Below are 26,213 nucleotides of genomic sequence, written 5' to 3'. Positions count from 1 at the left end.
TGTCATCTTGCAATCTAATAGAGGGGGATGGATAATGATTTTAATTTACAGAGACAGGAGACGGTGGAGACGATGAGAGGGAAACCATCTGTACATAGACAAAACATGCGTCCGAATAGCATTCGTAAAATTATGGTGGCAGCTACGCAATATGATGATGTGATTCCGTTACAGATTGGCGAGCCGGAGAGTGATACGGCAGCACATATCGTCGAAGCAGGACAACTGGCGATGGCAGCGGGCTATACGCATTACACATCCAATGCAGGCTTGCCTTCGCTGCGTGAGGCGATTGTAGCGCGGATGAAGCGCAAATATGATATAGAGATCGATCCGGGGCGTGTTGTGGTCACGACAGGTGCGGTAAGTGCGCTGCATGCGATTTTGCTGGCTTTGGTTGATGTGGGTGAGGAAGTATTGATTCCAGATCCGGGGTATCCTAATTATGAGGGAATGCTGTTTATGCAACATGCAGAGCCGGTGTATTATGCTACGCGGGCGGAAGATGGATACGTACCGGATTTGCAAGATATAGAGTCCAAAATCACTCCAGCAACGAAAGCGATCATTGTCAATTCGCCGTGTAATCCGACTGGAGCAGTGTATCCGCGTCAGGTGTGGCAGGAGCTGTTGGCACTGGCGGAGCGGCATGATCTATTTGTGATTTCGGATGAGATTTATGATGAGTTGGTTTACGATGGGGAAGTATGTTGTCCGCTAGAAGTACGCCCAGATCTGGCGCATCGGATTGTAAGCGTGAATGGATTTTCCAAAGGGTATGCGATGACCGGGTGGCGTCTCGGTTATATGATCGTGCCGGAGGAATTGACGGAGCTAGTATGGAAGCTGTTGGAGCCGACAACGACCTGTGCGGCGGAGTTTACGCAAAAGGCGGGCGAAGCGGCGCTGAATGGGGATCAGTCCCATGTAGAGGCAGAGCGTTTGCGCTATAAAGCGAAGCGAGATCGTGCGTGCGAGTTGCTGGAGCAGTACGGAATTCCGCATTCGCGTCCACAGGGGGCGTTTTATATTATGGCGGACATTTCGGCAACGGGAATGACTTCGGAGCCATTTGCATTTGGATTGTTGCATGAAGAAAAGGTGATTGTAGCACCGGGGGAAGGCTTTGGTCCGGCGGGTCTGCACCGCGTGCGAATTTGTTTTGCAGGCAGTGTGGAGTTGTTGGAAGAGGGGCTGCATCGATTGGGGCGGTATTATGAATTGTTGGTGCGAAAGGCTTCAGCGACGACGTGGTTACGGTAAGATGGGATTGGAGATAGGATAACAGTAGTATCTTTTGCAATTCGACATCAATGTGAATAGAAAAGGCTTCGTTTTACAGATGGAGTGTATTGTCTGTGAAACGGAGTCTTTTTGGTGTGAAAGTGGACGAATGATGATCATTAAGGAGCGGAGTCAAAATGGAACGTATGAATACACAAAAAGAGTGGTTGGACTATATACATCGATTGCAGGAGCGTGAACGACGAAAAATGATATAATAGTTCTATTTTGCTGGTAACTATACAGTTGATTTGTATAAGCAGATTGGCTTTATTCCAATTATTCGTCTCTGTTGTGCCGCTTTGGTTCTCTCCCGGGTTAAAGTATCACCCGTTTGCCGCGTGTTCTTTCGGGAAATGGACTTTTCTACTACAATAAAAGCCGCGATAGATGATGGGAATCGGATTGGGAACGGGATGATTCTTGTATGGGAACCTATTGAATATGTGAAGTGTTGGCTTTATCAATTTGTGGATATGGGTGGTAGTGGAGATGATGACTTCTTTGACAACAACGGGACGCAGGCGGAAGCCGCCGGTGATTCCTTTGACAGGGCCGCTTCGCAATGCGTGGGATGCGGCGCTGATTATTATGGGCGCATTTGTGATGTCACTAGCATTTAATTTGTTTTTGCTGCCTAATCATATTGCGTCTGGTGGCGTAGCAGGCATCTCGATTATTGCGGCGCAAGTGTTAGGCGTGGAACCGGCGTATACGCAATGGGTGTTTAATATTCCGCTATTTGTGGCGGGATATTTTGTGCTGGGACGGCATTCTAGTATTCGTTCGCTGCTGGGCACGATTGTATTGCCATTGTTCGTGTACATCACGCGGGATATTCCGGCGCCGACGACGAATCCGCTGCTCGGCGCGCTATATGGCGGGATTGGTGTAGGTCTGGGCTTGGGAATTGTGTTTCGTGGTCGCGGATCGACTGGTGGCATGGCGATACTGGCGCAGATGATTCATAAGCTGACCGGATTTAGCATGTCGTTTTGTGTGGTGATGACCGATGGTACGGTGATTCTGCTGGCGGCGATATTTCTCAAGCCGGAACAGGCGTTGTATGCGTTGATCGGGTTGTTTGTGACGAGTAAAATGATTGATGCGGTAGAGCTGGGCTTTAGCAATTCGAAAGTTGCCTATATTATCTCCGAGGAAGTCGAGGCAATGCAGCGGGCGATTCTGAATGATCTGGATCGCGGATTAACGAAGCTGAATGCAGAGGGCGGTTATACGGGGGACGATCGTACTGTTTTTATGGTTGTCGTTGGGCAAAATGAAGCCAGTCGGTTAAAAACGATTGTGCGGTCGGTCGATCCAGAGGCGTTTGTCATTATTAGCAATGCGCATGAGGTGCTGGGGAAAGGGTTTAAGCTACCGGGATGAAATGGTAAGGAGCATTACACTTCGAACGTAGAAGTGTGATGCTCTTTTTTTGGTAAATCGTTTCATTGGATATGGTGGGGAGCGCAGACCGCAGGCAGATGTTAAATTAAAGGCGTAGGCGCTGGTTCCAGTTGTTCAGTATAACGTTATTCACGGAAGGGCTGGCATGGCTGGATAGTGGATTGATTGTAGACGTTGCGGCAATTTCAGAGTCGGCTGATGTAGGACGATTAGAATTGGGAATGGCAGAGGGAGCATCTGCTAACCAGATCAGCGCCATTTGGATAGACTGTTGTTGTCGAGTAGCTTGTACTTGATATACACCGGGGCGTATCGTCCATAGTTGACCGGATACAGCCGAGGAATCATCTGGCTCTAGATCGCCGCCGGTTGTATCCTCGGCTGCACCTGCGAACAGTTGACCTGATGGAATATACAGCATACCGGACATTTGCGGCTGCTCAATATGCGCTACGATATGCACATCGTATGTACCGTCATGTTCTACATGCAAGAATAGGATGCGACCATAATTGCTTTCTTCCAATTCATCTTGCTCGATCGTCCACCAATCGGACGTATCGTCGATTCGATGACGAATAGCTTGCAAGTCGAAGATCGAGAGAGCGGCTGTATCGGTTGTAAAGGAAAAGGATGAATGCATCGAAGAACTCACTCCGTTCACATGGTTATAAAATAAGGATAACGATGTAGCTGGGATCATGCTTTGCCTTTATTTTAACATGACACGGCTCTATCATCATCTGGAGAGGAATCCGCGCTATAACGGAGATATGATAAACTGTCAGGCTGAAATAATGTTTGTGTACAAGGTTGTATTTATATTACATCGGATGTATAATAATACACATCTTATTCATCGGAGACGTTACCGCCACCTCAGCAATCGGAGCCATGCCAACATCGATACAGCAACAGCGATAGATGAAGCAGATCGGCAACGTATGATATGGCGTACAAGCAAGGAACAGGGGGAATGGAAGATGAGTTCAGATCAACTAAAAGTCGCAATTGTAGGTTCCACCGGCTATGGCGGGGTGGAACTGATTCGTTTTTTGCAGCATCATCCGCAAGTAGAGATTGCATCGGTAATCTCGGCTTCTAGTAGTGGCAAGCCGATGTCGGATCAATTCCCGCATTTGAATGGATTGCTGGATATGGAGTTGGACGGTGTGAATCCTACCGAAACAGCGCAAAAAGCAGATCTGGTCTTTTTGGCGACACCATCCGGTGTGAGCGGCGAACTGGCTCCGCAATATCTGGAAGCAGGTCTGAAAGTGATCGATCTGTCTGGCGATTATCGTCTCAAGGATGCAACTGTATACGAGCAATGGTACAAGCATACAGCACCGCAGGCGGATGTGCTGGCTGAAGCGGTATACGGATTATGCGAGCGTAAAGGCGCAAGCGTAGCAGGTCAGCGACTCATCTCCAATCCCGGCTGTTATCCAACAGCGACGCTACTCGGTCTGTTACCGGGTGTGGACGCTGGTTGGGTGGATACCAATACGATCATTATTGACGCCAAATCCGGCGTATCTGGTGCAGGACGAGGTACCAGCCTAACATCACATTATGCGGAAATGAATGAAAACTTCAAAGCGTATAAAATCAACAAGCATCAGCATATTCCAGAAATCGAGCAGGTGCTTGGTGAAGTTGCAGGTAAGTCGGTGACAGTCACATTTACTACCCATCTCGTGCCGATGACACGCGGTATTATGAGTACGATGTATATGACGGCGACAGGCAATCATTCCGAGCAGGACTGGATTGATTTGTACCGCGATTATTATAAAAATCGTCCATTTGTCCGTGTACGGAGCAAAGGACAATGGCCATCTACCAAAGAGGTAGCAGGTTCCAACTATTGCGATATCGGCTTTGCACTGGATGAGCGTACCGGTCGTATGACGATTGTGTCGGTCATTGACAATCTGGTCAAAGGTGCTGCCGGTCAGGCAATTCAAAACCTGAATCTGATGATGGGCTGGGATGAGAATCTCGGACTCAACATGATTCCGGTGTATCCTTAACAGATACGCTCAACAATGACGTTGCTGATCTCGTGATCATGCGCATATCGGTCATATCGGTATAGATTATCTATGTTCTACAAATACATCTTCTCAAATTTACATCGTCGATCAGGAAGTGAGTGGAGATATCATGTCAGATCAAGCATTTCAACAGGTTCAGAACGGTTCAATCGTCACACCGGCAGGATTTCAGGCAGCAGGGCTGCATTGTGGATTGAAAAAGACAGAGCGTAACGACCTAGGTGTTATCGTATGTGATGTTCCGGCAGCGTCGGCGGCAGTATACACGACGAATCTGTTTCAGGCGGCACCGCTGCAAGTGACTCGCGAAAGTCTGAACAACGGTACACTGCGCGCTGTCGTTGTGAACAGTGGTAATGCCAACGCCTGTACTGGTCAGCAAGGTGAGCAGGATGCGTATACGATGCGTGCGCGCACGGCGCAGCAATTTCATTTGCATGAAGACGATGTGGCGGTTGCATCGACTGGTGTCATCGGCGAACTGTTGAAAATGGATCGTCTCACTTCCGGTATCGATAATCTGGCTGCGGCAACGGGGAATACGGCGGAGCATGCGGAAGCATTTTGCCAGTCGATTCTGACGACCGATCTGGTGAAAAAAGAAATCTGTGTAGCGGTGAAGGTGGATGGTGTTACTGTTCACATCGCTGGAGCAGCCAAAGGGTCAGGCATGATTCACCCTAATATGGCGACGATGCTGGCATTTATGACGACGGATGCAAAGATTTCATCTGCTCATCTGCATCAGCTGCTGCGCGATACGACGGATCGTACATTTAATATGATTACAGTCGATGGCGATACGAGTACCAACGATATGCTGGTGTCGATGGCAAGCGGACTGGCAGAGCATGAGGAACTGACGCCAGCGCATGCTGATTGGGAAGCATATGCTGCTGGATTCTGCCATGTATGTGAGCATTTGGCACAAGCGATTGCCCGCGATGGCGAAGGAGCGACCAAGCTTGTAGAGGTTGTGGTCAACGGTGCGATCAGTGATCTGTCCGCCAGAGCGATTGCCAAAACGGTCATTGGTTCCAGTCTTGTCAAATCTGCTATGTTTGGTGCAGATGCCAACTGGGGACGTGTGATTGCGGCGGTTGGGCGTGCTGGCGAACCGGTAAATGTGAATACAGTCGATATTCGCCTTGGCGATATCGTCGTGCTTACTGGATCGCGTCCAGTGCCATTTGATGAAGATGCGGCGCTGGAATATTTGAAAGGCGATACGGTACAGATTGTGGTGGATCTGCATTATGGGGAAGGTAGCGCACTCGCATGGGGCTGCGATCTGACATACGATTATGTGCGTATCAATGCAGCGTATCGTACGTAACCATGGAATTGGGAATTTAATATTATGATGGCAATAACGACCGAGTAGGTAGTTGTTGCCGGTGTACATATCGGCTATGACGTTTAAATATACGTAACGAGTGACTTTCATACCAAGCGATATCCAACGATATTTTCAGAAACGAGATACATCATTCATCTACAATAGACCGTATTTGTAAGACTATATTCGTAGAATTGCAGCGGTCAGTAGAACAATAGAACGACAATACAATATAGACAATTGGAGAATGGAGGATATGGATATGACAGAACAGACAGCCCGTACCTTTGTGATGAAATGTGGCGGCAGTACGTTGGCGGCGTTGCCGGATTCATTTTTTGCAGATTTGCAGCAGATTCAGGAGTCTGGTATTCAGCCAGTCATCGTGCATGGCGGTGGTCCGGCGATCTCAGATAATCTGGGCAAATTGGGGATTGAAACCGAGTTTGTCGGTGGATTACGCAAAACGACCGAACAAGTGCTGGATGTCGTGGAGATGGTGCTTTCGGGTAGCATCAACAAGCAGATCGTCCGACGAATTCAGGGCAGCCGGGCAAAAGCCATCGGCATCTCTGGTGTCGACGGCGGTCTGATTCAGGCCAAACCGGTTGCCAATTCCGCGGAAGTCGGATTGGTGGGCGATGTCACTTATGTAGAGGCATCCATTATCCGCTCCATTACTGATCTGGGCTATATGCCGGTCATCGCTCCAGTAGGTGTCGATGCTACCGGCCAACGTTATAACATCAATGCTGATACGGCGGCGGGAGCGGTTGCTTCGCACCTTGGCGTACCACGCATGATCGTGGTCACCGACGTACCGGGCATTATGAAGCAAGTGGACGGCGAAAAGAAAGTATTGCCGCAAGTAACAATCGCAGATATTGAACAGTTGATCGAAACTGGCGAAATCTATGGCGGCATGATTCCCAAAGTCAAAGCAGCGATTGCCTGCATTCAAGGTGATGTGCAAGAAGTGATTATCGTGGATGGCAGTGAGCCTGATATTCTGAGCCGGGTACTGAACGGCGATGCCGTTGGCACACGCATTGTGCGAAGTACCGTACTGTAAATGTAACGTTCACTATTACAGCAAGTGCCAATTCTCTAACGAACAGTGTAAACCAACGATTAAGGAGCGTGACCAGCATGGCTAATCCGATCAACAACCAGCAATCACCAGCAAATACCGAAAGTGCGTTATTCCCTTCGTATGCGCGATACCCACTTGCTTTTGCCAAAGGAAAAGGAAGTTATCTATGGGATGTCAACGGTAAGAAGTATCTGGACTTTATGTGCGGACTGGCAGTAACCAATCTGGGACATGCTCCCGAACGTGTAACAGCCAAGCTGAAGGATCAACTGGATCAACTGTGGCATACGTCCAATCTGTTCCAGATTCCGAATCAGGAAAAAGCGGCGCAAATGCTGACATCGATGACATCCGGTGACGCAGTGTTTTTCTGTAACAGCGGTGCGGAAGCGAACGAAGCGGCGATCAAACTGGCGCGTAAGTATCAGCAAAAGATCAAAGGTGAAGAGCGTTACGAGATCATTACCTTTACCCAGTCATTCCATGGGCGTACATTGGCAACGTTGACTGCCACTGGACAGGATAAAGTGAAAGAAGGCTTCCATCCATTGCCAGCAGGCTTTATTACTGTTCCATTGAACGATCTGGATGCCCTGCAAGATGCAATCGGACCGTATACAGCTGCTGTCATGCTAGAAATGATTCAGGCGGAAGGCGGCGTGCATCCGGCAGGTGTGGAGTATGTACAGGCGGTAGCAGAGTTGTGCAAACAAAACGGTCTGCTGCTCATTATCGACGAGATTCAGACGGGTATGGGACGTACTGGCAAATTGCTGGCATTTGAACATTACGGTATCGAACCGGATATCTTCACACTGGCAAAAGGTCTGGCAAGCGGATTCCCCGTTGGTGCGATGGTCGGCAAAGCTCATCTGAAAGAAGCATTCAGCGCAGGCAGTCACGGTTCGACCTTTGGCGGTACACCGCTCGCAACCGCAGCGGTGATCGCAACACTGGAAACGTTACAGGAGGAGCATGTAGTCGAACATGCTGCACAGATGGGCGACTATCTGAATCAACAGCTGCATGACAAATTTGCAGATCATCCATTTGTATTGGAGATTCGCGGCAAAGGGTTGATGATCGGGATCGAATGTGCAGGTCCGATTAACGAACTCATTCTTGTTGGACAGGAAAAAGGGCTGCTGTTCGTCAACGCTGGTCCGAATGTCATCCGTCTGCTGCCGAATCTGCTGATCACAAAAGAAGAAATTGATCAGGCGATCACTCTGTTGAGCGAGATTATTCAGGAATATGCGCCAGTCGTAACGGCGGGCAGTCCGAACGGGAAGTAAGCGAAACGTGTGTGTATTTCCATTTATTTTTTGTGCATTTCCACTCATTTGATGTACCCAATCGGTTGCATACGCCTGAATGACATAGGTTGACCATACGATTCCTAATCATACAATCACGCACCTGATATAGCGTGCATACTATACAAAGAACAGATCGGTGTGCCGTATGCCTAATCCGCATACAGCAACAATGTCACCGATTACTGAGGAGGCTGGAACATTGTCCGATGCAACACAAACAGGCAAGCTGGAATTGAGCCATTTTAAAGGCAAAGATTTTATTGAGCTGAGCGACTATACCGCTGAGGAGATTCATTTTCTGATCGAGCTGGCGATTGAATTGAAACGCAAGCAAAAAGCTGGTGAAGTGTATCGCCCGCTGGAAGGCAAAACAGTTGGATTGATTTTTGAAAAGTCGTCCACTCGCACACGCGTATCGTTTGAAGTCGGTACGTATCAGCTGGGCGGACACGCGCTGTTCCTGAGCAAAAATGATATTCAGATGGGACGCGGCGAGACGATTGCCGATACGGCGCAAGTGATGTCTCGTTATCTAGACGGTATTATGATTCGTACGTTCGGTCATGAAAATGTAACCGAGCTGGCGAAATATGCCGACATTCCGGTTATTAACGGACTGAGCGATCTAGGACATCCATGTCAGGTGCTGGCAGATTTCCAAACGATTGTGGAGCACAAAGGCAAGCTGAAAGGACTGAAGCTGGCGTATATCGGCGACGGCAACAATATGGCGCACTCGCTCATGATCGGCGGCGCGCGTGTCGGTCTGGATGTATATGTAGCAAGCCCGGAAGGGTACGAGCCAGATCCTGAAGTGTTGAAGCAGTGCGAAGTGCTGGCAGCAGAGAGCGGCGCAACGATCAAGGTTGTACGTGATCCAAAAGAAGCGGTAGCCAACGCAGACGCGATCTATACCGATGTGTGGGCGAGCATGGGCTTTGAGGAAGAGCAGAAGATACGGGAGCAAGCATTTGCAGCGTATCAGGTGAATGAGGAACTGGTTAGCCATGCGAAGCCAGATTATATCTTCTTGCATTGTCTGCCTGCTCACCGCGGCGAAGAAGTGAGCGCGGGTGTGATCGACGGTGGCAACAGCGTTATTTTCGATGAAGCGGAAAATCGTCTGCATGCGCAAAAAGCGATTATGGCGGCGCTGATCGGCTAATCTCTTCCTAATCAGAAACAAAGCGCACAACCCGGTTGTTGGGCGCAGCAGGAACCTTTACAATAACAATAATGAACAATACACAGCCTTTTGACGGACAGGAATAGAGCGGGCGCAACTTGTGTGTGTCTGCGATCCACCTGTCCGCTTCAAGAGGTTTTACATTGGGGGGCACTTAAAATGGCAAAAGACAAAATTGTACTGGCATACTCCGGTGGACTGGACACGTCCATCATCCTGAAATGGCTAAAAGAAACATATGACGCGGAAATCATTACGTTTACAGCGGATATCGGACAGGCAGACGAGTTGGACGGTCTGGAAGAAAAAGCACTTGCAACTGGGGCATCCAAAGTATACATCGACGATCTGCGTGCAGAATTCGCTGAAGATTTCATTTATCCAATGTTCCAAGCAGGCGCGCTGTATGAAGGACAATACCTGCTGGGCACCAGTATTGCGCGTCCACTGATTGCCAAACGTATGGTGGAAATCGCTCGTGCTGAAGGCGCCATTGCTATCGCTCACGGCGCAACCGGCAAAGGGAATGATCAGGTTCGCTTTGAATTGAACGCGGCGGCACTGGCACCGGAGATCAAAGTGATCGCGCCTTGGCGTCTGGAGAAATTCCGTGAAGACTTCCCGGGACGTGCGGAAATGATCTCTTACGCGGAATCGCATGGCATTCCGGTAACAGCATCGGCGGCGAAGCCGTATTCGACCGACCGGAATCTGCTGCATATTAGCTATGAGAGCGGCGTGCTGGAAGATCCGAACTTTGACGCAAGTGCAGAGAGCAACAAAGATATGTTCGTACTGAGCGTATCCCCGGAAGATGCACCAGATCAGCCGGAAATGCTGGAGCTGGAATTTGAACAGGGCAACTGTATCTCGCTCAACGGTCAATCGCTGACTCCGCTGGAAGTGATGGAGAAGCTGAACGAGCTGGGCGGCAAGCACGGGATCGGTCGCGTCGATATGGTGGAAAACCGTTTTGTCGGCATGAAGAGTCGCGGCGTATACGAGACACCGGGCGGCACGATTCTGTTCACTGCTCACCGTAAAATGGAATCACTGACGATGGATCGCGAAGTGATGAGCCTGCGTGATTCGCTCATTACTCGTTATGCGAACCTCGTGTACAATGGCTTCTGGTTCGCACCAGAGCGTCTGGCACTGCAAGCACTTGTAACCGAAAGTCAGAAAAACGTGACTGGTACGGTACGTGTGAAGCTGTATAAAGGTAATATCATCGCTGCCGGTCTGAGCAGCCCGTACAGTCTGTACAATCCGGATATCGCTACGATGGAAGCCGATCCGACAAATGCGTATGATCAAGGCGATGCAGCTGGCTTTATTCAGCTGAATGCACTGCGTCTGAAAGTCGGCGCGGGCGTACAACAGCAAGCAGCAAGCCAAGTGAAGCAGGGAGTGTGACCGGCAACATGAGCAAATTATGGGGCGGACGTTTTACGAAACAAACCAATCATCTGGTGGAGGAATATACAGCTTCCATCAACTTTGATAAAGCATTAGCAGAAGAAGATATTCAGGGCAGTTTGGCGCATGTTACGATGCTGGGCAAATGTGGCATCGTACCGGCAGAAGATGTAGAGACGATCAAAGCCGGTCTGAACAGAGTATTGGACAAAATCCGTGCCGGGCAGGTGCAATTCTCCGTATCGGATGAAGATATTCATATGAATATCGAAAAGCATCTGATCGAAGAAGTCGGCGCAGTCGGTGGCAAGCTGCATACTGGTCGCAGTCGTAACGATCAGGTGGCAACCGATATGCATTTGTATTTGCGTAACCGTGTTGTCGAACTGACCGGACTGCTGCATACTTTGCAGGAGGCGCTGATCGGACAGGCAAAAGATAATCTGAACACAATCATTCCCGGTTATACGCATCTGCAACGTGCGCAACCGATTCTGTTCGCCCATCATCTTATGGCGTATGTGTCCATGTTTGAGCGAGATATCGACCGACTCAAGGACAGCTACAAACGGATCAATGTACTGCCGCTTGGCGCAGGTGCGCTGGCAGGTACGACATTCCCGATTGATCGTCATTTTGTGGCAGAGCAGCTGGGCTTTGACGGCGTATATGAAAATAGTCTGGATGCGGTGAGTGATCGTGACTTTATCGTCGAGTTTCTGGCGGGCGCTTCGCTCATCATGACGCATCTGTCGCGTCTGAGCGAAGAACTGGTGCTATGGAGCAGTACGGAATTCAACTTTATCGAGTTGGATGACGCATTCTGTACCGGTAGCAGCATTATGCCGCAAAAGAAAAACCCGGACGTACCAGAGCTGGTACGCGGGAAAACGGGTCGGGTATACGGCAATCTGATCGGTCTGCTGACCGTGCTGAAGTCGTTGCCACTGGCATACAACAAAGATATGCAGGAAGACAAAGAAGGCATGTTCGATACGGTCGCGACGCTGGAAGGCGCGCTGCAACTGTTCGCGCCGATGATCTCCACTATGAAGGTGAATACTGGACGGATGAGAGAAGCGGTCAACAAGGACTTTTCGAATGCGACCGATATTGCAGACTTCCTCGTGAACAAAGGTCTGCCTTTCCGTCAGGCGCATGAAGTAATCGGCAAAACGGTGCTGTATTGCATTCAGGAAGGCAAGTATTTGCTGGATCTGACGCTGGAGGAGTTCCAGAACTTCTCGCCACTGTTTGACGATAACATCTATCAAGTGCTGCAACCGGAAACGGTAGTGAACGCGCGTAACGTCTATGGCGGTACAGCAACAGTACAGGTAGAGCAAGCGATTGAACGTGCGGGCGGCAAGCTGCAACATACGGTGCAGTGGCTAGAGCAGCATACACGTTCGTAATTGGGTTGTTTCAATAGAATGAATTGCAAATGAAATAGACATTATGCTCTGAATGAAATGAGAGCATGTGCATGATTAGCGGCATTTCTTCTCGATGGAGAGGGGATGCCGCTTTTTGTGTTATGTACTGTTCAGTTATAAGGGGAGGGCAAGTGCTTGTAGCGAAGATGATCTGCAACGATGGAGAATAATCTGCAAGAATGGAAAGATGGTCTGCATGAACGTGGCATGAGAGAGAGAAGAAACTATGAGATCGCTGAGTATGATATACAAGAATAGGGAAGACGATACAGGCAAACATATGAGAATAATCATAATAACATCAGATCAGAGCATGGCTTTTTTGTGACAAAGGAGTGGGGAAGAAAGGAGAATACTGCTTGTTCTGCAATTTTCTTAGTATGTAAGGAGGAAAAGGTAAGAATAGAGCGGCAATACATATCGAAATGATAACCTATTTGTGAATGAAACGTAATCGATCATGATGAGAGTGGCTGTTTCACGTAACTGGATAGATGCAGTATCCTATTTTTGTAATGAAAAGAAAAACAATGTAAGCTTGCTTATACTGGATATAGCGGAGGAAGCCAATCATTTAGCAATAGACGAACCACTTTTTTTAGCGTTTATCTGTGATATCTGTTACAGATACAGACCGATTCATTTCAAACAACTGTAACAACTAAAAATTAAAGTTTCCTATTGCTTCTTGGCAGAAAAGAGCTACAATGAAACCATGAAATGTTAACGTTAACAAAATAAATAAAACAGTCTGAATCAGGGAAGGAATGAACCGATATGGCACGAAAATTTCTGGATGAGAACTTTCTGTTACACAGCGAAACTGCGATCCAACTGTATCATGACACAGCCAAAGATTTACCGATTATCGACTATCACTGTCATCTGAGCCCACAGGAAATATATGAGAACAAAAGCTTCAAAAATATTACCGAAGCCTGGCTATATGGCGATCACTACAAATGGAGAGTGATGCGTGCCAATGGCGTAGAGGAGAAGTACATCACCGGCGATGCCGACGACTATGACAAATTCCTCGCTTGGGCCAAAACCGTACCCCAGCTGATCGGCAATCCACTACATCACTGGACACATCTGGAATTGCAGCGTTTCTTCGGTGTATATGAACTGCTGAACGAGCAGACTGCACCGTCGATCTGGGAAAAGGTAAACAAGCAGCTGCAAGGCGCTGGTTTTGGCGCACGCGATCTGATCACCAAGTCCAAAGTGACGGTCGTCTGCACGACCGATGATCCTGCTGATTCGCTGGAACATCATGCAGCGATCCGTGAGCTGCAAGGCTTTGATACACTTGTGCTGCCAAGCTTCCGCCCAGACAAGGCGCTGGAGATCAACCGTGACACATTCCGTCCATGGTTGGAACGATTGGTTGCTGCGAACGGTGCGGACATTCAGACGTATGATCAATTTTTGCAAGCATTGGAGAAACGAGTTCGTTTCTTCCATGCCGCTGGTGGACGTGTATCTGACCATGCGCTCGATACGGTCGTCTATGGCAAAGCAACTCGCGAAGAAGCTAGCGCCATTTTTGCCAAAGCATTGCGCGAAGGTCAGGTGACGCCGGAAGAAGAAGCCAAGCACAAAACGCATACGCTCGTATTCCTGAGCCAGTTGTATCATGAGCTAGGCTGGGCGATGCAGCTGCACATCCATGCACTGCGTAACAACAATACGCCGATGTTCCGCAAGCTGGGACCAGATACGGGGTATGATGCAGTGAACGATGGCGCGATTGCAACGCCGCTGGCATCACTGCTGGACGATATGGAAAGCGCGGGCGGATTGCCAAAAAGCATTTTGTATTCGCTCAATCCGAACGACTATCATGTGCTGGCAAGTATCGCAGGCAGCTTCCAAGGCGGCGGCATTCCCGGCAAAATCCAGTTTGGTACCGCATGGTGGTACAACGATCATCGAGATGGCATGTTTGAGCAGATGCGTATTCTCGCCAATCTCGGTGTGTTCGCCCGTTTTGTCGGTATGCTGACCGATTCACGCAGCTTCTTGTCGTATACACGGCATGAGTATTTCCGCCGTCTACTATGTGATCTGCTCGGAAGCTGGGTGGAGAGCGGCGAGGTGCCGGACGATATGAATGTATTAAAAGAGATCGTGGCGGGCATCTGCTACAACAATGCGGAACAGTACTTCGATTTCCCGGCGGTTGTATCCGTTTCGTAATCAGCTGCTCAGTAACATACACTTTTCTTTTGATCTAGCGTAAAAGAAACATAGGATATACGTGCAACAGGGTGTAAGCAGATATCTGCACAGCTTTATCTGCCTACACACTGCCCTGCATGGGGGAATCAAGGAGCAATGCAGCAGTGAAAAGTGAAAAATTTCACAAAATATAGTATGCAGCAGCATATGCTTTTTGATCGTGTCATCACAATCATATTGAACAGAAGAAGGAAGGGTTCATGATGGGGACAGCAACAATCAAGGGCGTTCACACGGATGCCGAAGCAACAACAAGCAAAATCAGTTTAAAGGAAAAGATCTCCTACGGTCTTGGTGACTTCGGGAACGGATTTATGTTTGACCTGGGGCAATTGTATCTATTAAAGTTCTTTACTGATGTGGCGGGCATTCCGGCATATGCGGCAGGGGGGATTTTTGCAGTCAGCAAAATATTCGCCGCTTTCTGTGATCCCATCGTCGGTTCATCTATCGATTATCGTAAAAATATCGGTCCACGTGGCAAATTCAGACCGTATCTGATCATGGGCAGCATCGCACTGGCGATTTTGACGATTCTGACCTTTATCTCGCCGAATCTGTCGACAGGTGGCAAATTGTTCTATGCGTATGCGTCGTATATGATCTGGGGCATTGGGTATTCGTTTGTGAATATTCCGTACGGTTCGCTCGGTGCAGCGATTACGCAGGATACGGTGGAGCGAGCATCGTTATCTTCGTTCCGGCAGGCAGGCTCGCTCGGCGCGTTGTTTATTACGAGTGTGGTTGTTATGCCATTGATCGTGCACTTCTCCAATCCATCGGTCGGTTATCCGGTTGTAATGGCGTTGATGTCGGCAATTGGTGTAATCGCTTTCGTCTTTTGTTATCGTGGTACGAAGGAGCGGGTTGTCAATCAGGCACCGCCAAAGGAAAAGCTGTCGCCCAAACTGATCGTCAAAACATTTATTAGCAACAAGCCGCTGCTAGTGCTTGTCTTGATGACGGTATTCACCATCTCCGCCTACAATATCAAATCTGCGATGCTCGTTTATTTTGCTCAGTACAATCTTGGCAACGTGGAATTGATGGCATATATGAACTTTATTATTATCGGCTCGTCCTTTATCGGGGTACTGTTCCTGCCCAAATTGGTTAAAAAGTTCGGCAAACGCAATACAGCGCTGATCGGTCTGGCGGTGAGTGTGATTGCGGATACGATTAACTTTATGATGCCTTCCAATGTGTATGTGTTTACGATTCTTGCCAGTATCGCCTTTATCGGGATCAGTATTCCGAATGGTGTTACATGGGCGTTTGTATCGGATATTATCGACTATGGCGAATGGAGTTCGGGTGAGCGCAAAGATGGTATTACGTACTCGCTGTTCAACTTCTCCCGCAAGCTCGCTCAATCCCTCGCTGGTACGCTGTCCGGTGTAGGGCTGGGACTGATCGGTTACGTGCCGAATGTAGCGCAAAGTGCAGGCACGCTGCTCGGGATCAAAGGACTGCTCTGTCTGTATCCTGCTGTGGCGCTGGCAATTGCGATGATCGTTATCGGACTGATGTATAAATTAACTGACCGCAAGCACGAGGAGATTGTCGCTGAATTGCAGCTGCGTCGTCAGTCGCAGGAAGGCATGATGTAAATCATGGCAGGGCAAGCGCAGAGTATGGTGGAATAAGTACAATGTGTTATTCTTAGGAGTAAGCAGGTCGGATAGCAAGTTCGCTGTCCGCATCTCGGAAAGCTACGACAAAGGAAGGTATGCACATGGCAGCCACCATCAAAGATATTGCCCGATTAGCAAACGTATCCCATACAACCGTTTCACGGGCGCTTAACAATAGCCCACTGATCAAAGAAGTGACGAAACGCAAAATTGTAGAGATTGCCCAGCAGCTTAACTATATTCCGAATTACAATGCCAAAAGTCTTGTTTTGCAGCGTTCGCATACGATTGGGCTGTTCTTCACCAGTCTGTCGCGCGGAACGAGCAGCAGCTTTTTCGCGGATACGATGCGCGGCGTTAACTCGATCATCGGGGTTGAATACAATCTGTTTGTACGTGGCATTGACGATTATTCTGACTATGCAACCATTCATCCGAAACGGTTTGACGGTATTATTTTGATGAGTCAGAGTGACGCCGACAATGCCTTTATCGAGCATGTAGTGAATCAGCAGATTCCGCTGGTCGTATTGAACCGCTTAATTCCTGGCGGAAGCTTTGTCAATATCGTTTCCAATGACCGCGAAGGTGCCGGGCATGCTGGTGAATATCTCGTTGCACAGGGACACCGCCGTATCGCTTTGATCGAAGGGATGCAAGGCTTCAAGTCGACCGAGCAGCGTCGCATCGGTTTCTTGGAGGCAATTCAGGCGGCGGGCATTGATGTGCCAGCGCAGTATATCGTACCGGGCGAGTACAGCACGGAGAGTGGGTATGAAGCGATGCGCAAGCTGCTGCAACTGGATACACCGCCAACCGCTGTCTTTTGCTCTAATGATGATATGGCGATTGGGGCGATGAATGCTGCATTCGAAATGGGTGTGCGCGTGCCAGAGGATATTTCTGTCGTCGGTTTTGATGATATCAAATTCTCGATGTATACCAATCCAGCGCTGACGACGATTAAGCGTCCGATTGAGCAGATGAGCGCACACGGTGCGGAGAAGATTCTGGAACGGATTCAGCTGCAAGCGAGCGACGAGGAATTGATTTTCCATGGTACGGAACTGATCGAACGACGTTCGACGGCAACTGATAGAAAATAATTCGGGTGTGACGTGATTTGCTTAGGATGCGGATGAAGGATGCTGACTGAACAATAAGAATATTTCTGTAGGGTTGGAAACTCGAACTGGAACTTGAAAATTGGCAAGTGAAGAAGTAAAGAAGTGAAGAAGTGAAGAAACGTCGGAATTGTGTATGATGATGTGGGCTGTGGAGGAGTGCATGTACAGCAGTGAAGCATCTGTAACGATTCCGGCGTTTCCGTGCTTGTATATGATGATGTGGGCTGTGGAGGAGTGCGTGTACAGCAGTGAAGCATCTGTAATGATTCCGGCGTTTCCGTGTTTGTGTAAGGTTGTAAACGTAGTTATTTGGCGTTACATGAGTATTGCTGTAGTGCTGACTGTAGGATGGTTAGCATGCAGGATAGCTATGGTGATAGAAACGACTTAAATATACGGTTTGTTCTGTAGCCAAGTGTGATAAATCTCATTTTGTTAACGTGTGCATAAATTTAAAATTATAGATGTAAACGTGATCTACAAACAATAGATGCAATGAAACGTAATGTTTGTGAGGCAAAGGATGGTACTCTACTGCTTAAAATAGATTACTGCATACAGGAGGAATCGAATGTGAATAGATTGAATCGTCAACTTCACCCAGCACCACGGTATCCAGAAAAAGTGATCCAGTTCGGCGAAGGGAATTTCCTGCGGGCATTTGCGGACTGGCACATTCAGCGTATGAATCAACACGCGGACTTTCAAGCAGGTGTTGTGATTGTACAACCGCTGCCCAACGGCATGGCGGAAGCGCTCAACGAACAGGATGGATTGTATACCATATACACGGAAGGCATGCAGGATGGTGAACTTGTTCAGCAGCAGGATGTGATGGATTGTGTAACGCGAGGCATCAATCCGTATACGCAATATGAGCAGTATGAACAATTGGCGCAGCAACCGGAACTACGGTACATCATTTCCAATACGACGGAAGCGGGCATTGCCTTTGATCCGGCAGATACGCTGGAAGATATGCCGCAACGCAGCTATCCAGGCAAATTGACCGCGCTGCTGTATCGTCGGTATACACATTTTGAAGGTAATCCTTCGAAAGGATTTATCATTTTGCCGTGTGAGCTGATTGACCGTAATGGGGATGAGCTGAAGCGGATTGTGCTGCAATATGCAGAGCTGTGGCAGTTGGAAGCTGGTTTTATACAATGGTTGGAACAGGATAATGTCTTTTGCTGTAGTCTGGTTGACCGGATTGTGCCGGGATATCCAAAGGCACGCATGCCAGAGATTACACAGGAGCTAGGATATGAGGATCACTTTGTCGTAGTTAGTGAACCTTTTCACTTGTGGGTGATCGAAGCTCCGGCATCGTTGGCGGCGGAATGGCCTGCCGCAGCTGCCGGATTGAATGTGAAGATTGTAGATGATATGACGCCCTATCGCACGCGCAAAGTGCGGATTTTGAATGGCGCGCATACCGCGATGACGCCGGTATCGTATTTGTACGGATTGGATACAGTTAGCGAAGCGGTGGGCAACGAAGTGACGGGTGCTTTTGTACGCGACTTGATCCATCAGGAGATTATTCCGACGCTAGATCTGCCGGAAGAGGAATTGCAGTCTTTTGCTGTTGCGGTGTTAGAGCGGTTTGCCAATCCGTATGTGCAGCATCAACTGATGAGCATCTCACTGAACGGCATTTCCAAATTCAAAACCCGTGATCTGCCAACGCTGCTAACGTTTATCGAACAGCAGGGACATTTGCCGCGCCGGCTGACCTTTGCACTGGCAGCATTGTTCGTCTTTTACCGTGGACAGCGGAATGGGCAGCACATTGCACTCAATGACGATGCGCAAGTATTGAGCCGGTTTGCGCAGTGGTGGACAGCATACGATGACCATAACATCTCTATACAGCAATTGGCAAAACAGGCATTGAGCGAGACGACATTCTGGGAGCAGAATTTGCATGCTATTGATGGTCTGACAGAACGTGTAGCTGCGGATATGCAGTTCATTTTGGAAAAAGGCATGGGTACCGCCTTGCAGCAAATGATGCAGGAGCCATCGGAGCTGCGCCGCCCATCACAATCAACGATCTAAACACAAGGAGGAGCCGCAATGCTGGAATGGATTCAGATCAACCGACAGGACAATGTAGCCGTGGCGCTGCGCGATTATGAGCAAGGGGAAACACTGGAGCATAACGGACAGATGGTGCAGGTGCAGCAGGACATCGCCAGAGGGCACAAGATCGCACTAGCACCTTTGGAAGTCGGTGAGCCGGTGATCAAATACGGATACCCGATCGGTCATGTGACTCAGCCGGTCAGCGCAGGTAGCCATATTCATGTACACAATACGCGCACCAGCCTGAGCGGGGTTGAGCAATATAACTATGCGCCGCGTAGCTTTCCCAATCCGTATGTGCCGGAACAGCGTACCTTTATGGGTTATCGCCGTAGCAATGGCGAAGTGGGGATTCGCAATGAGCTGTGGATTGTACCAACAGTCGGTTGTGTAAACGGCATTGCCGAGATGATCCTCAAGCAGTTCAGTGCCGAGATCGGGGATATTGCCCCTTTTGAGAATATGCTCGTATTGAAGCACGGGTATGGCTGTTCACAGCTCGGCGACGATCATCTGCACACCCAGACCATTCTGGCAGATGCGGTACGTCATCCGAATGCGGCGGGGGTATTAGTACTCGGTCTAGGCTGCGAAAATAATATAATGGAAGATTTCAAACAAGCGATCGGATCATATGATGAATCACGCGTAAAATTCCTCGTTTCTCAAAGTGTATCGGATGAAGTACAAGCTGCGGTAGAATTGCTGCATCAGATTCATGCAGCCGTTCGCGATGACCACCGCGAGCCTATTGCGCTGTCGGAACTGAAGATCGGACTCAAATGCGGCGGTTCGGACGGATTGTCCGGCATTACCGCCAACCCGCTGCTCGGTCAATTGTCCGATTATATGGCAGCTCAGGGCGGAACGACCGTCTTGACCGAAGTACCGGAAATGTTCGGTGCTGAGCAGATTCTCATGGAGCGTGCGGAGAATGAAAAGGTTTTTGGCAAAATTGTCGATCTGATCAATGACTTCAAGCAGTATTTTATGAATTACAACCAGCCAGTGTATGAGAATCCGTCGCCCGGCAACAAAGCAGGTGGTATTACTACACTGGAAGACAAATCGCTCGGCTGTACGCAAAAAGCCGGCACGAGCGCTGTGCAGGATGTGCTGCAATACGGTGAACGGCTGCATATACGCGGACTCAATCTGCTCAGTGCGCCGGGCAACGATCTGGTTGCGTCATCTGCGCTAGGAGCGGCGGGCTGTCAGCTTGTGATTTTCACAACAGGTCGGGGAACGCCGTTTGGTTCGTTTGTGCCAACGATGAAGGTATCTACCAATTCGCCGCTGTTTGAGAGCAAGCCGCACTGGATTGACTATAACGCGGGTGTGCTAGTAGAGGAGACCAGCATGCAGGATTGTCTGGCAGACTTTGTCGATTATATTGTTGACGTTGCCAGTGGGCGCTGGGTCAACAATGAGAAGAACAATTTCCGTGAATTGGCTATTTTCAAAAATGGTGTGACGCTGTAATACAAGCATACAATCATCCTATACAAGTTCGGCACGTTCAGCTAGTTTGAACATGCCGAACTTTTTGCATGTAAAAGAGAAATCATGCGATGGCATATGCTATACTTTTTCTTGCTGACCAGTGGGTCATTACAAGGAAGATGTGTTAATAATAACGTATTGCATCTTATATAGCAGAACGTACGCAATATAGCGGAACGTACGCAGCATAATAGGAAGAGGAGTGAACGGAAATGGCTCAAGCAGCAATATCTTTACCGGGGCAACAGCCGGGCGGTGCAGTCAAAACAGGCTGGATCGTAGCTGGGTTGTTACTCGGAATCTTTATCGCATCCATCGATAATACGATTGTGGCAACCTCGATTGCGACGATTGTCGGCGATCTGGGGGGCTTTGATCAGTTTGTATGGGTTACGTCGGCGTATCTGGTCGCTTCGCTAGCAGGAACGCCGATTTTTGGGAAATTGTCTGATATGTATGGACGTAAGCGATTTTTTGTATTCGGCTTAATTATGTTTATGCTTGGTTCGATTTTGTGTGGAACAGCGCAGTCGATTGTGCAGCTTAGTCTGTATCGCGCGATTCAGGGTATTGGCGGCGGTGCGCTTGTACCGATTGCGTTTACGATCGTATTTGATACATTTCCGCCGGAGAAGCGGGATAAAATGACCGGGCTGCTGGGAGCAGTATTCGGCATGTCGAGTTTGTTTGGACCGCTGCTTGGTGCGTATATTACGCAGTATTTTAGCTGGCGCTGGGTATTCTACATCAATGTGCCGCTTGGGATTGTTTCGCTGCTGTTGATTTTGTTCTTTTATCGCGAATCGTTGCAGCGTGCGCGTCAGCAGATTGACTGGGCAGGTGCAGGCTTGCTGGTCGGCGCCGTCGTGTCGCTCATGTTCGCGCTGGAACTGGGCGGGGGGACATATGCATGGACGTCGCTGCCGATTGTGCTGCTATTGATCGGATTTGTTGTCATGTCGATTGCATTTGTATTTGTAGAGCGGCGTGCACAGGAACCGATCGTCTCGTTTCCGATGTTTCGCCAGCGCTTGTTTGCAGGTAGCGTAGCGGCAGGGTTCTTTTACGGGGCGGCATTTATTACGGTGACGCTCTATATTCCGATCTATGTGCAAGGTGTAACTGGTGGTACTGCTGTCAATTCGGGGCTGACTCTGCTACCGATGACGGTAGGATCGGTACTGGCGGCGATGGTTGGCGGGATTCTGGTGAATAAAATGACCTTCCGCCGCATCATGGTTAGTTCTGCGATTATATTCACGGTTGGTATGATTCTACTCAGTCAATTGCGTGCCGATACACCGCACTGGCTGCTCGTGCTGGATCTGATCATTACCGGGTTTGGGATCGGGTTTTCCTTTTCCGTACTGGGCATTAGCGGTATTCAGGAATTTGATGTACGTCAGCGCGGTGCTGCCAATTCGACGCTATCCTTTGTCCGTTCGCTCGGCATGTCGGTCGGGGTAACGATCTTTGGGCTGGTACAGCATAGTTTGTTCAGCGCTCGCATTCAGGAGCAGGCAGGTGGCTCATTACCATCTGGTATGGATCTGTCGACTATCGATCCGCGTGCATTGCTGTCAGAACAGATGCAGTCGCAGATTCCAGCGCAGGTGCTGGACATTATCCGGCAAGCACTGACTGAATCGGTGTCCGGTACATTTGGCTGGGCGATTGTGCCTGCAATATGCGCCTTAGTATCGGTTGCGCTAATGGGAAGTGCACGGGCAGTTACATCGTCTCGCGTCTCTGACAAGCCACATCCAACTTCTGAAACGCTACATTAAACAAACCAAGAGCGGGCATCCCGCGCCACATAAGGAACGACCGATTTCAGGCTACATATGAAACCGGTCGTTTTTTGATTCCGCCAATCTTTTCAGGTTATTATAGTACTCAACAGGTAACGAATTTGTTACAATAGAGATTGTGGAATTATGTCAGACCTGTCGTAACCGGCAGAATCAAGACTGTTGCGATGTATCGCTAGTCGGCTGTGGTTACATTGAACCCTGTAATAGGAAGTGATAAATTGATCGAGATGCAGGACGTATGGAAAACGTACCCCAATGGTGCTCATGCACTACAGGGCATTTCCGTTAAAATTGACCGTAATGAATTTGTATATGTAGTCGGTCCTTCGGGAGCGGGGAAATCGACATTTATGAAATTGATGTACCGTGAGGAGAAGCCGACCAAGGGACAGATTTCGGTAAACGGCTTCAATCTGGGCAAGCTGCAACAACGCAAAATCCCGCTGCTGCGCCGTAACATTGGCGTCGTGTTTCAGGATTTTCGGTTGCTGCCCAAGCTGACGGCTTTTGAAAATGTGGCATTTGCGATGGAAGTTATCGAATCGCCGCGTCGTCAGATCAAGAAGCGAGTGATGGAAGTACTGGAGCTTGTCGGTTTGCAGAGCAAGGCAACCCGCTACCCGGATCATCTCTCTGGTGGGGAGCAGCAGCGGATTGCGATTGCGCGTGCGATTGTTAACAATCCTGCTGTGATCATTGCCGATGAGCCGACTGGTAACCTAGACCCGGAGACATCGTTTGGCATTATGCAATTGCTAGATGAGATTAATTTCCGTGGCACAACGATTATTATGGCGACACATAACAAAGATATTGTTAACTCGATGCGCCGCCGTGTACTAGCGATTGAGAATGGTCAGCTGGTCAGAGACCAGATTAGAGGGGAGTACGGTTATGAATTTTAGTACCTTCTTGCGACACCTGCGGGAAGGTTTTCGAAGCGTGTTCCGCAATGGATGGATGTCAGTCGCGTCCATCACCTCGATTATTGTGTCTTTATTCATTCTCGGTGTCTTTATTTTACTTGTATATAACGTCAATCAGCTCGCCGATAAGGCGGACAATCAGGTAGAGATTAATGTCTTCTTGGAGCTAAATGTAAGCCAATCGCTACGTGAGCAATTGCAGCAGGAAATCAGCGAAATGCCAGAAGTGAGCAATATCCAGTACATTCCGAAAAACGAAGGTTTGAAGGAATTGCGCGAGAATCTGGGAGAAGGCGGGGAAAGTTTCCTTGAGGGATATGCCGAGGATAACAACCCGTTGCCTGATGCGCTGCGCGTCAATGTGATTGAAGCGAGCACGGTTCCATTTGTAGCACAGAAGATTGAAGCGCTGAACAACGATCATGCTGAGAAGCCAATCCTCAAAGTCCGCTATGGCGGTGAGACGATTGAGACGCTGTTCAAAGTAACGGATCTGATTCGTAATATCGGTCTGATTCTGGTCGCTGCACTGGCATTGATGGCGATGTTCCTCATTGCCAATACGATTCGAGTGACTATTCTGGCACGCCGTCGCGAGATTGGTATTATGAAGCTCGTCGGGGCGACCAATCAGTTTATCCGCTGGCCGTTCTTTATTGAAGGCGCGCTGCTGGGCGGAATTGGTGCACTGGTAACGATCATTATTCTGTTTATCGGGTATCAGCAACTCGTGATTGCATCTATGTCATCCTTGAGTCTAGGCTCATTGATCACCCTTGTACCGTTACAGCAAATCTGGTTATTACTAGGCAGCATTTTGCTCATTCTCGGCGTATTGATCGGGATCTGGGGCAGTACGGTATCCATTCGTCGTTTTCTTAAAGTATAACGGTCAAAATAGTTCCAAATTTTACCGAAAAGTGCTTTAGTCCTATAAATGCTCATTTATCATTGCCGATAATAAACATGACGTAATTGCTGAGCGCCGGAAACGACTCTTTAAATAACCAACTACAATAAAAGGATGGTAAAAAAGTTGAAAAAAGCCGCATCAATTATGGCCACCGTTTTATTGGCCGCTGCATTGATACAACCGGGACAGGCATCTGCAGCCAAATCTTCGAGCGATATTCAAAAAGAACTGAATGCAGTGGAGCAGCAGGCGAGAGAAGCGAAGCAGCAACAAAAAGCGGCTGAAGCCCGTCGTGCACAATCGTCTACACTGAAAAAGGCAGCGCAGCGGGATTTGAGTAATGTATTGCAGGCAATCAACGAAGTAAACAGCCAGATTTCGCGTGTATCCAACGATATTACCAAAACGGAAACCGGTCTGCGGCAGGCAAAGAAAGACCTGGCCGAAGCACAGGAACGGATCAAGGCCAGAGAAGGCATGATTGATACGCGTGTACGGATGATGTACACCGACGGTATGGTATCGTATCTGGATGTACTGATGTCTGCAACTAGCTTCTCCGATTTTGTAGAGCGTGCAGATTCCTTGAAAATGATCGTTGATCAGGATCAGGACATTTTGGCACAACATGAAAAAGATAAACAATTCGTCATCGTGACGCAAAATAAATTGAAAGCCGACTACGCCAAAGCAAAAAGCTTGTATTCCGAAAAAGCGAAACGCAAAGGCGAGCTCGATTCCAAAGAAAACGAAAAACAACGCCTGATCGCCAAATACGATCTGCAAATCCAGAATGCGGAAGAAGCAACCGCAGCTCAGGAGCAGTCATTATGGAATCTGGCGGACAAACGCGCCTCTCTCTATAGCGAGAAAACAGCTGTTGAAGCACAAGAACGCGCGGCAGCCGCAGCTCGTGCAGCCGCAGAAGCAGCAGCTTCACAAGGTTCTGGCGGTTCGTATAGCGGCGGTGGAGGCGGTGGCGGTTATCAGGGTAGCGGAAGCGGCATCCTGATGGTGCCAGTTAGCGGCGCACGCCTGTCCTCACCGTTTGGCTATCGTACGAATCCGGTAACAGGCATTTACAAACTGCATGCTGGTGTGGACTTTGCCGCACCGCAGGGTACAACGATCATGGCTGCTGATGGCGGTACAGTCGTAGTAGCTGGTGCAGTGAGTGGCTACGGTAATGCTGTCATTATCGACCACGGAAACGGCATTCAAACATTGTACGGTCATATCCGCAACGGCGGTGTGATGGTACAGGTCGGTCAAAGCGTAAGCAAAGGCGAGAAAATTGCAGAAGTCGGTTCTACTGGTAACTCCACCGGGCCGCACTGCCACTTTGAAGTACGGGTCAATGGTTCGCCAGTTGATCCAATGGGATATTTGTAAAACCGGTTGCCTGCGGTCTGCAT

At 48.9% G+C, this 26,213-nt stretch carries 19 protein-coding genes; 18 read left to right on the top strand and 1 reads right to left on the bottom strand.

Annotated elements, in window-relative coordinates; translation table 11 throughout:
• Positions 1–27: 27 nt before the first annotated feature.
• Positions 28–1,263: a pyridoxal phosphate-dependent aminotransferase gene (locus ACDE64_RS20710; RefSeq protein ID WP_411348127.1), complete on the top strand. Its 1,236-nt coding sequence runs from the start codon at positions 28–30 to the stop codon at positions 1,261–1,263.
• A gap of 513 nt (positions 1,264–1,776) precedes the next feature.
• Positions 1,777–2,673 carry a YitT family protein gene (locus ACDE64_RS20705; protein ID WP_411348126.1) on the top strand — a complete coding sequence of 299 codons (897 nt, stop codon included), beginning with the start codon at positions 1,777–1,779 and terminating at the stop codon, positions 2,671–2,673.
• Between the two features lie 106 nt (positions 2,674–2,779).
• Here ACDE64_RS20705 and ACDE64_RS20700 read toward each other — a convergent pair whose 3' ends face one another.
• The gene (locus tag ACDE64_RS20700) at positions 2,780–3,337 is read right to left on the bottom strand and encodes a DUF6386 family protein (RefSeq protein WP_411348125.1); all 558 of its coding nucleotides are present in this window, start codon (positions 3,335–3,337) and stop codon (positions 2,780–2,782) included.
• Between the two features lie 340 nt (positions 3,338–3,677).
• Here ACDE64_RS20700 and argC point away from each other — a divergent pair, with 340 nt between their 5' ends.
• The 16 genes from argC (at position 3,678) to ACDE64_RS20620 (ending at position 26,190) form a co-directional block, all read left to right on the top strand.
• Positions 3,678–4,730: an N-acetyl-gamma-glutamyl-phosphate reductase gene (gene argC, locus ACDE64_RS20695; RefSeq protein WP_411348124.1), complete on the top strand. Its 1,053-nt coding sequence runs from the start codon at positions 3,678–3,680 to the stop codon at positions 4,728–4,730.
• 133 nt (positions 4,731–4,863) lie between these two features.
• Positions 4,864–6,090, top strand: coding sequence for a bifunctional glutamate N-acetyltransferase/amino-acid acetyltransferase ArgJ (argJ, locus tag ACDE64_RS20690; protein ID WP_411348123.1), 1,227 nt, complete (start codon positions 4,864–4,866; stop codon positions 6,088–6,090).
• 265 nt (positions 6,091–6,355) lie between these two features.
• Positions 6,356–7,165, top strand: coding sequence for an acetylglutamate kinase (argB, locus tag ACDE64_RS20685; RefSeq protein ID WP_411348122.1), 810 nt, complete (start codon positions 6,356–6,358; stop codon positions 7,163–7,165).
• Positions 7,166–7,242: 77 nt separating this feature from the next.
• A complete protein-coding gene (locus tag ACDE64_RS20680) occupies positions 7,243–8,481 on the top strand; it encodes an acetylornithine transaminase (protein WP_411348121.1) in 1,239 nt (412 codons plus the stop codon).
• Positions 8,482–8,704: 223 nt separating this feature from the next.
• Complete coding sequence (gene argF / locus ACDE64_RS20675; protein ID WP_411343945.1) at positions 8,705–9,670, top strand: ornithine carbamoyltransferase; 966 nt, start codon at positions 8,705–8,707, stop codon at positions 9,668–9,670.
• Positions 9,671–9,850: 180 nt separating this feature from the next.
• A complete protein-coding gene (locus ACDE64_RS20670) occupies positions 9,851–11,107 on the top strand; it encodes an argininosuccinate synthase (RefSeq protein ID WP_411348120.1) in 1,257 nt (418 codons plus the stop codon).
• An 8-nt stretch (positions 11,108–11,115) separates the two neighbouring features.
• Positions 11,116–12,525 carry an argininosuccinate lyase gene (argH, locus tag ACDE64_RS20665; RefSeq protein WP_411343943.1) on the top strand — a complete coding sequence of 470 codons (1,410 nt, stop codon included), beginning with the start codon at positions 11,116–11,118 and terminating at the stop codon, positions 12,523–12,525.
• Positions 12,526–13,323: 798 nt separating this feature from the next.
• Complete coding sequence (uxaC, locus tag ACDE64_RS20660) at positions 13,324–14,748, top strand: glucuronate isomerase (RefSeq protein WP_411348119.1); 1,425 nt, start codon at positions 13,324–13,326, stop codon at positions 14,746–14,748.
• A 245-nt stretch (positions 14,749–14,993) separates the two neighbouring features.
• Entirely contained in the window at positions 14,994–16,400 is a 1,407-nt protein-coding gene (locus ACDE64_RS20655) for an MFS transporter (RefSeq protein ID WP_411350358.1), read from the top strand.
• Positions 16,401–16,525: 125 nt separating this feature from the next.
• Positions 16,526–17,530 carry a LacI family DNA-binding transcriptional regulator gene (locus ACDE64_RS20650; RefSeq protein ID WP_411348117.1) on the top strand — a complete coding sequence of 335 codons (1,005 nt, stop codon included), beginning with the start codon at positions 16,526–16,528 and terminating at the stop codon, positions 17,528–17,530.
• Between the two features lie 576 nt (positions 17,531–18,106).
• The gene (locus ACDE64_RS20645; RefSeq protein ID WP_411350357.1) at positions 18,107–19,615 is read left to right on the top strand and encodes a tagaturonate reductase; all 1,509 of its coding nucleotides are present in this window, start codon (positions 18,107–18,109) and stop codon (positions 19,613–19,615) included.
• Between the two features lie 18 nt (positions 19,616–19,633).
• On the top strand, positions 19,634–21,124 hold the full coding sequence (locus ACDE64_RS20640; RefSeq protein WP_411348116.1) for a UxaA family hydrolase: 1,491 nt from the start codon (positions 19,634–19,636) through the stop codon (positions 21,122–21,124).
• 233 nt (positions 21,125–21,357) lie between these two features.
• The gene (locus ACDE64_RS20635; RefSeq protein ID WP_411348115.1) at positions 21,358–22,932 is read left to right on the top strand and encodes a DHA2 family efflux MFS transporter permease subunit; all 1,575 of its coding nucleotides are present in this window, start codon (positions 21,358–21,360) and stop codon (positions 22,930–22,932) included.
• 245 nt (positions 22,933–23,177) lie between these two features.
• A complete protein-coding gene (gene ftsE / locus ACDE64_RS20630) occupies positions 23,178–23,864 on the top strand; it encodes a cell division ATP-binding protein FtsE (protein WP_411343938.1) in 687 nt (228 codons plus the stop codon).
• Positions 23,854–24,774: a permease-like cell division protein FtsX gene (gene ftsX, locus ACDE64_RS20625; protein WP_411343937.1), complete on the top strand. Its 921-nt coding sequence runs from the start codon at positions 23,854–23,856 to the stop codon at positions 24,772–24,774. Before ftsE ends, ftsX begins: the two co-directional genes overlap by 11 nt.
• 147 nt (positions 24,775–24,921) lie before the next feature.
• Entirely contained in the window at positions 24,922–26,190 is a 1,269-nt protein-coding gene (locus ACDE64_RS20620; protein ID WP_411343936.1) for a murein hydrolase activator EnvC family protein, read from the top strand.
• The last annotated feature ends 23 nt before the right edge of the window (positions 26,191–26,213 follow it).

This window comes from Paenibacillus sp. WLX2291, assembly GCF_046603665.1.
Classification (GTDB): Bacteria; Bacillota; Bacilli; order Paenibacillales; family Paenibacillaceae; genus Saccharibacillus.
The sequence above is the reverse complement of the archived record's forward strand: the minus strand, read 5'-3'. Positions and strand labels throughout refer to the sequence as shown.